The organism is Streptomyces glaucescens (assembly GCF_002154375.1).
Classification (GTDB): Bacteria; Actinomycetota; Actinomycetes; order Streptomycetales; family Streptomycetaceae; genus Streptomyces; species Streptomyces glaucescens.
The window spans coordinates 1-857 of record NZ_MUND01000998.1 but is presented as its reverse complement, the minus strand read 5'-3'; the positions used below and the strand labels follow the sequence as shown (position 1 = coordinate 857).

The following is an 857-nucleotide window of genomic DNA, read 5'->3' as shown; positions in this document are numbered from 1 at the left end:
GCGGTGCCGTGGTCGTACCGGGGCAGCCGGGAAGGCATGATCAAGGCGTACACGGGGGAACGCGACTACAGCGCGGCGCAGGTCCTGAAGTCCCGCGGCGGAATCTGACCGCCCGCCCGGACGTTGTCACAGACACCACACCGCCCGGCCCCGGTCTCCCGGTACAAGGAGGAAACCCATGCTCTTCAGCCGTACGCCCACCCTGCCCACCCCCGAGCAGGCGCTGAAGGGCCGCCCGGAGCCGTCCTTCACCGTCCCCGAGCGCCACACGGTCCTCGGCACGCCGCTCCTCGGCCCCTACCCGGAGGGCCTGGAGACCGCCGACTTCGGCCTGGGCTGCTTCTGGGGCGCCGAGCGCAAGTTCTGGCAGCTCCCGGCGGGCGTGTACACCACCCTGGTCGGCTATCAGGGCGGCCACACCGAGCACCCCACCTACGAGGAGGTCTGCTCGGGCCTGACCGGCCACACCGAGGTCGTCCGCGTGGTCTACGACCCGGCCGTCATCTCCTACGACAGCCTCCTGAAGACCTTCTGGGAGTCCCACGACCCGACCCAGGGCTTCCGCCAGGGCAACGACGTCGGCACCCAGTACCGCTCGGCGATCTACACCCACACCCCCGAGCAGGCCGCCACCGCCGAGGCCTCCCGCGAGGCCTACCAGAAGGTCCTGACCGGCTCCGGCTACGGCCCCGTCACCACGGAGATCCTCCCGGCCACGGACCGCCCCTTCTACCCGGCCGAGGCCTATCACCAGCAGTACCTCGACAAGAACCCGGCGGGCTACTGCGGCATCGGCGGCACGGGGGTGTCCTGCCCGATCGGCGTCGCCCCGGCGCCGAGCGAGGAGTAGACCGGAG

1 protein-coding gene is annotated in these 857 nt (G+C 71.3%); it reads left to right on the top strand.

Features of this window, described 5'->3' with window-relative positions:
* Positions 1 to 178 precede the first annotated feature (178 nt).
* Positions 179 to 850: a peptide-methionine (S)-S-oxide reductase MsrA gene (gene msrA / locus CCN42_RS40105; RefSeq protein WP_086742030.1), complete on the top strand. Its 672-nt coding sequence runs from the start codon at positions 179 to 181 to the stop codon at positions 848 to 850.
* Positions 851 to 857: the final 7 nt, after the last annotated feature.